This window comes from Sphingobacterium sp. T2, from assembly GCF_000814685.1.
In the GTDB taxonomy this organism is placed as follows: Bacteria; Bacteroidota; Bacteroidia; order Sphingobacteriales; family Sphingobacteriaceae; genus Sphingobacterium; species Sphingobacterium thermophilum.
In genome coordinates this window covers 1-4,033 of sequence record NZ_JXAC01000264.1, presented here as the reverse complement: position 1 = coordinate 4,033, position 4,033 = coordinate 1, and the positions used below count along the sequence as shown (strand labels likewise).

At 41.0% G+C, this 4,033-nt stretch carries 8 protein-coding genes; 1 reads left to right on the top strand and 7 read right to left on the bottom strand.

Annotated features, from left to right (window positions below; translation table 11 throughout):
* From SD31_RS13840 to SD31_RS16745, 7 genes are all read right to left on the bottom strand, one after another.
* Positions 1-439: Crp/Fnr family transcriptional regulator (locus SD31_RS13840; RefSeq protein ID WP_039054555.1), on the bottom strand; the 439-nt coding region annotated here is incomplete at its 3' end.
* Positions 440-454: 15 nt separating this feature from the next.
* Positions 455-823, bottom strand: coding sequence for a hypothetical protein (locus SD31_RS13835; protein ID WP_039054554.1), 369 nt, complete (start codon positions 821-823; stop codon positions 455-457).
* Positions 824-888: 65 nt separating this feature from the next.
* The gene (locus SD31_RS13830) at positions 889-1,428 is read right to left on the bottom strand and encodes a hypothetical protein (protein ID WP_039054553.1); all 540 of its coding nucleotides are present in this window, start codon (positions 1,426-1,428) and stop codon (positions 889-891) included.
* A gap of 103 nt (positions 1,429-1,531) precedes the next feature.
* Entirely contained in the window at positions 1,532-1,930 is a 399-nt protein-coding gene (locus SD31_RS13825; protein WP_039054552.1) for a DUF1801 domain-containing protein, read from the bottom strand.
* Between the two features lie 4 nt (positions 1,931-1,934).
* Entirely contained in the window at positions 1,935-2,438 is a 504-nt protein-coding gene (locus SD31_RS13820; RefSeq protein WP_039054551.1) for an SRPBCC domain-containing protein, read from the bottom strand.
* Positions 2,439-2,505: 67 nt separating this feature from the next.
* Positions 2,506-3,042, bottom strand: coding sequence for an O-acetyl-ADP-ribose deacetylase (locus tag SD31_RS13815; RefSeq protein ID WP_039054550.1), 537 nt, complete (start codon positions 3,040-3,042; stop codon positions 2,506-2,508).
* Position 3,043: 1 nt separating this feature from the next.
* Positions 3,044-3,448, bottom strand: coding sequence for a VOC family protein (locus SD31_RS16745; protein ID WP_039054549.1), 405 nt, complete (start codon positions 3,446-3,448; stop codon positions 3,044-3,046).
* Positions 3,449-3,807: 359 nt separating this feature from the next.
* Between SD31_RS16745 and SD31_RS13805 the strand changes: the two genes are divergently transcribed.
* Positions 3,808-3,963, top strand: coding sequence for a hypothetical protein (locus SD31_RS13805; protein WP_197053735.1), 156 nt, complete (start codon positions 3,808-3,810; stop codon positions 3,961-3,963).
* Positions 3,964-4,033 lie beyond the last annotated feature (70 nt).

The window sequence follows — 4,033 nt, the reverse complement described above, 5'->3', positions numbered from 1 at the left end:
TCATAGCTATATGAGAATATATACGTTCTTCCAAGGTGGTGAAGCAGTGAATGATAAAATGTTTTTCCACTTCATTCCAATCTGGAAGTATGTTATGGATTTGTAGGTAATCTTGTTTTGTGATGACAAGAAGCTGGCAGTCCACCAAGGCTTGCATGTTCCAGCGAGAAGGTTTATTGTACATAAAAGCAGGTAAGTCGGTGATGAAATATCCCGGAGTAGAAACCCATTGGGTGATTTCCCGATACGGAGTCTCCACGAAAATCCTGATATAGCCTTCCTGAAGAAAGGCTAGCTTGTTCGCTACTTTTTCTTTTTGTAGAAAGAAGTCTCCTTTCTTTATATTTTCTGTTTTGAACAGTGAGGTTATAGCCTGTATATCTTGTGTAGGTGAAATCTTAAAAAGTTGTCGTATTTGATGTTCTAATAAGTTGGTCATAGCAGAAAACGAGCTTTAATAGGCTGAAGAAAGATGTACTTTCAAATGTTTGATGGTATTTTTTCCTGCGGATGTGAAGCTAAGAAAGAAAGCGAAATCAAGACACAAGACTTTTGACTGTATTTTTCCTTGGCAAGCTCCGAAAGCACCGTGGGTGATGACAGCATCCAGTTCCATCTTATAGAAAGAGTGGTTGCTGGGAATTTCATGTTGTAGTGCCGCGAAGTCAAAAGATTGAAGCTTGCCGGCCACTTCAAAAGTGAACGTTTCCACCACCATAGCCCTTAGCACAGACCACTGTTGACTCCAAAGAGCTTCGGTAAACTCTTTGATGATACGTTTTTTCGGTGCGTTGTTACAATCCTTTGGTGCTAGGACTTCCATGGTCTTGCTGTTGGAATAGTTTGAAAGCTACTAGTATAAGAATTTTTTCCGAAAAAACTAGGACGTTAGAATATCGTTATCCAATCGGCCTGGATTTGGAGACGCTTAGGTTTGGAAGGGGCGTCCAAGTCAGGATAGTCGCCAATGCGCTCATTTTCATCCGTAATAAAGACAAACTGCCATTGGTTGGTAGCATCATGAAAGATTTCCCATCCGTTAAGAAGATCATGTTCGACAATCATATCAGGGTAGAGGGCTTGAATTTGCTGCACGCTAGCATTGGGATGAAGTCCATTGGTCGTAGTGAGGTTATTATGGATAGCGACAATGGAAAGAATGGTGTCCGTTTCCAGTTTGGGGATAAGCCCAAAGACGAGCTCTTTGTTCAGGTAATAGAGATAGCTTTTTCCCCCGCCATCAAAACCGAAGTTACCGGCCTCATCTTCGCCTTTGATAAGTCCTGTAAAAAGCTTTTCCGCTTCCTCTATTGTCATACCTATGTGTAAGGGACCTAAGCTGCCTTTTTGTATAGGAAACTTGTCAAAGTCAAACAATAAGCTGTCTGTCATTGATAGGCTGTCGGAGAGGGTTTCGGCATTTCCCATATCATTTGTTGAAGAATTTGTGTTCGGACGACAGGCCCAACAGATTAGCAGTAACGTTAAGGTCAATAGGTTTTTCATGGTATTTGCGTATAAAGAGTATATGTTATTTAAGTCTTACAAGGACTCCTTTTCGCTTTACAATATTCTTATAATCCCATTGAATATCTTTCGCTTTTAGTAACCATCGTTTTAAGTCATCCAAACTAATTTCTTGTATGGTCTGATAAAAGATGGAAGCATCTTTAAATTTTGGACCTGGGATTAAAGTCTCATCTTCAAAGTCGGCACCGCTCCAAAACATCAGGCGCAGCCCTTTCTTCTCTTTGCTATAGCCTACGATAGGATTTCCTTCCAGAAACCATACGGGATGTCCGTGCCATAATTTGTTCTCAGCTTCGGGGAGATGTTGACATATAGTTTGTGTCAAAAGATTGCAAATGGCTTTATCTTCGGCAGATAATCCTTCCTGATATTTGATTATTTGTGGTGATAAATTTTGCATACCTTCATTTTTTAAGATTTTCCAAAAGGCTTTCGAGCTGATTTAATCCGGCAGTAAATCCTTCTTTAAAACCCATTCCCATAGTCTGTTCTAGAGCCTCTGTATTACTGAAGAGCAGGGTGACTTTGATAGTAGTAATGGTGTTGTTTTCGTGAAAAGAGATATGCCAGTCGTTTTGAGGCAATTCAGGGGTCGTCACTCCCTGATCATCGCAGAAGTACCCTCTATAAGAGAAGGAAAGTTGAGGTTCTATATGGCTGAATTTAGCTTTAGCCCAATGACGTTCACCATCCGGCCCTACCATGGCGTACAGCCATTGGCCCCCTTCCCGGAAGTCCATGCTTTTTGTTTCAGCATTCCAAGGCTTTGGTCCCCACCACCTGTCCAGAAGGTCTTCAGATGTCCATGCCTCCCACAACAATTTGAGGGGAGCTTCATACTCACGCCGGACATTAATGATATTCTTTTTTGGTTCTATAGAAAATTCATAAAGCAGGTTTTCTTGCATCTTTATTGATGTTTATGTAGGATTATTGGAATAACAAAAAAAAGTGCACATATGTTTTATGCTTGAATTAATAGTTTGCTAACGCAGCAGAAAGGATGTCAAAGTTTTCTTTGTCGAAAGCAACTAAATTAATTTTTTCTAAAATGGAGTCTTTTTGTAAGAATGTAATTATAGTTCGTATGGCTATAATCGCTGCTTTTTCTTTTGGAAAGCCAAAGATTCCGGTGCTGATGCAAGGAATAGCCATTGTCTTGCATGTATATTGAGTAGCCAGCTTTAAAGCACTATAATAGCATTGGGCGAGAAGCTCTTCTTCGTGTTGAGATCCTCCTCGCCATATGGGACCCACGGCGTGAATTACGTATTTGGCAGGAAGATTTCCTGCCGAAGTAATCACGGCTTCGCCGGTGGGACAGATACCCCGGTTGGCAATGATTTTTTGACATTCCTGCAAGATGGTAGGACCTCCGGCACGGTGTATGGCACCGTTTACGCCGCTTCCATCTGAAAGTTGAGAATTTGCCGCGTTGACGATAGCATCAACATGTATTGTGGTGATATCTCCCGCTACTATACATATCTTGGATTTAGCTTGTATGCACATGTTATTTTTGCTGTGGATACACCAATTCCCAAAGATGTCCGTCCGGATCGGTTATATAACCTATATAACCTCCATATTTGCGGTCTATGGTTGCTTCCGCAGGTGCCGTACCGCCATAGAGAGGTGCGTTTTGCAGGGCTAGGTCTACATCTTCTTGCGAGTCCAAAGCACAGCTTATAAAGGCTCCCACTTGGTTGGTAGGAAAATACGATAATCTTCGTGCACGTTTACTGTATTCTTCGAAGGCAGCCTGTTCCATCAAAAAGAGAGAAAGATGTGGTAGCTCTATTGTCACAATACCCTTTTCATTATCTAATTCTTTAAGGCCAAATACATGCTCGTAAAAATGCTTAGTTCTCTCCGAATTTTTAATTGGTAGGCAAAGTACAGTGGTTCTAATTTTCATAAATAAACAGTTTAGCTTTAAAGAATTGGTTACCGTTAACTGTGTGAAAATATGGTCTTGGAAGGCTTTGATACAGCCTCCTTTATAAATATAACAATTTATCGGCTTTTGGAAAAGGAGGTGAGCTTAAAATAACTTAATTCAATTTCATGTTGTATGGGAATGTTATCGTAACCTGTCAAAGGGATGGAGGGTTTTATTTTGCGGGCATGATCCACAGCGTTTAGATGTATGTCGGTAATTGTGAATTGTCTTTTTGATGGAATCAGGCTGACCTTVGGAWGAATACAGTAAAACGTGCACGAAAGATTAATCGTATTTTTCCTACCAACCAAGTGGGAGCCTTTATAAGCTGTGCTTTGGACTCGCAAGAAGATGTAGACCTAGCCCTGCAAAACGCACCTCTCTATGGCGGTACGGCACCTGCGGAAGCAACCATAGACCGCAAATATGGAGGTTATATAACCGATCCGGACGGACATCTTTGGGAATTGGTGTATCCACAGCAAAAATAACATGTGCATACAAAGCTAAATCCAAGATATGTAATAGATAGCGGGAGATATCACCACAATACATGTTGAT

What these genes read in the sequence shown, in the direction of transcription:
- SD31_RS13830 (WP_039054553.1), bottom strand. Translation starts at nt 1,428, where the DNA reads ATGGGAAATGCCGAAACCCTCTCCGACAGCCTATCAATGACAGACAGC.
- SD31_RS13815 (WP_039054550.1), bottom strand. Translation starts at nt 3,042, where the DNA reads ATGTGCATACAAGCTAAATCCAAGATATGTATAGTAGCGGGAGATATC.
- SD31_RS13825 (WP_039054552.1), bottom strand. Translation starts at nt 1,930, where the DNA reads ATGCAAAATTTATCACCACAAATAATCAAATATCAGGAAGGATTATCT.
- SD31_RS13820 (WP_039054551.1), bottom strand. Translation starts at nt 2,438, where the DNA reads ATGCAAGAAAACCTGCTTTATGAATTTTCTATAGAACCAAAAAAGAAT.
- SD31_RS16745 (WP_039054549.1), bottom strand. Translation starts at nt 3,448, where the DNA reads ATGAAAATTAGAACCACTGTACTTTGCCTACCAATTAAAAATTCGGAG.
- SD31_RS13835 (WP_039054554.1), bottom strand. Translation starts at nt 823, where the DNA reads ATGGAAGTCCTAGCACCAAAGGATTGTAACAACGCACCGAAAAAACGT.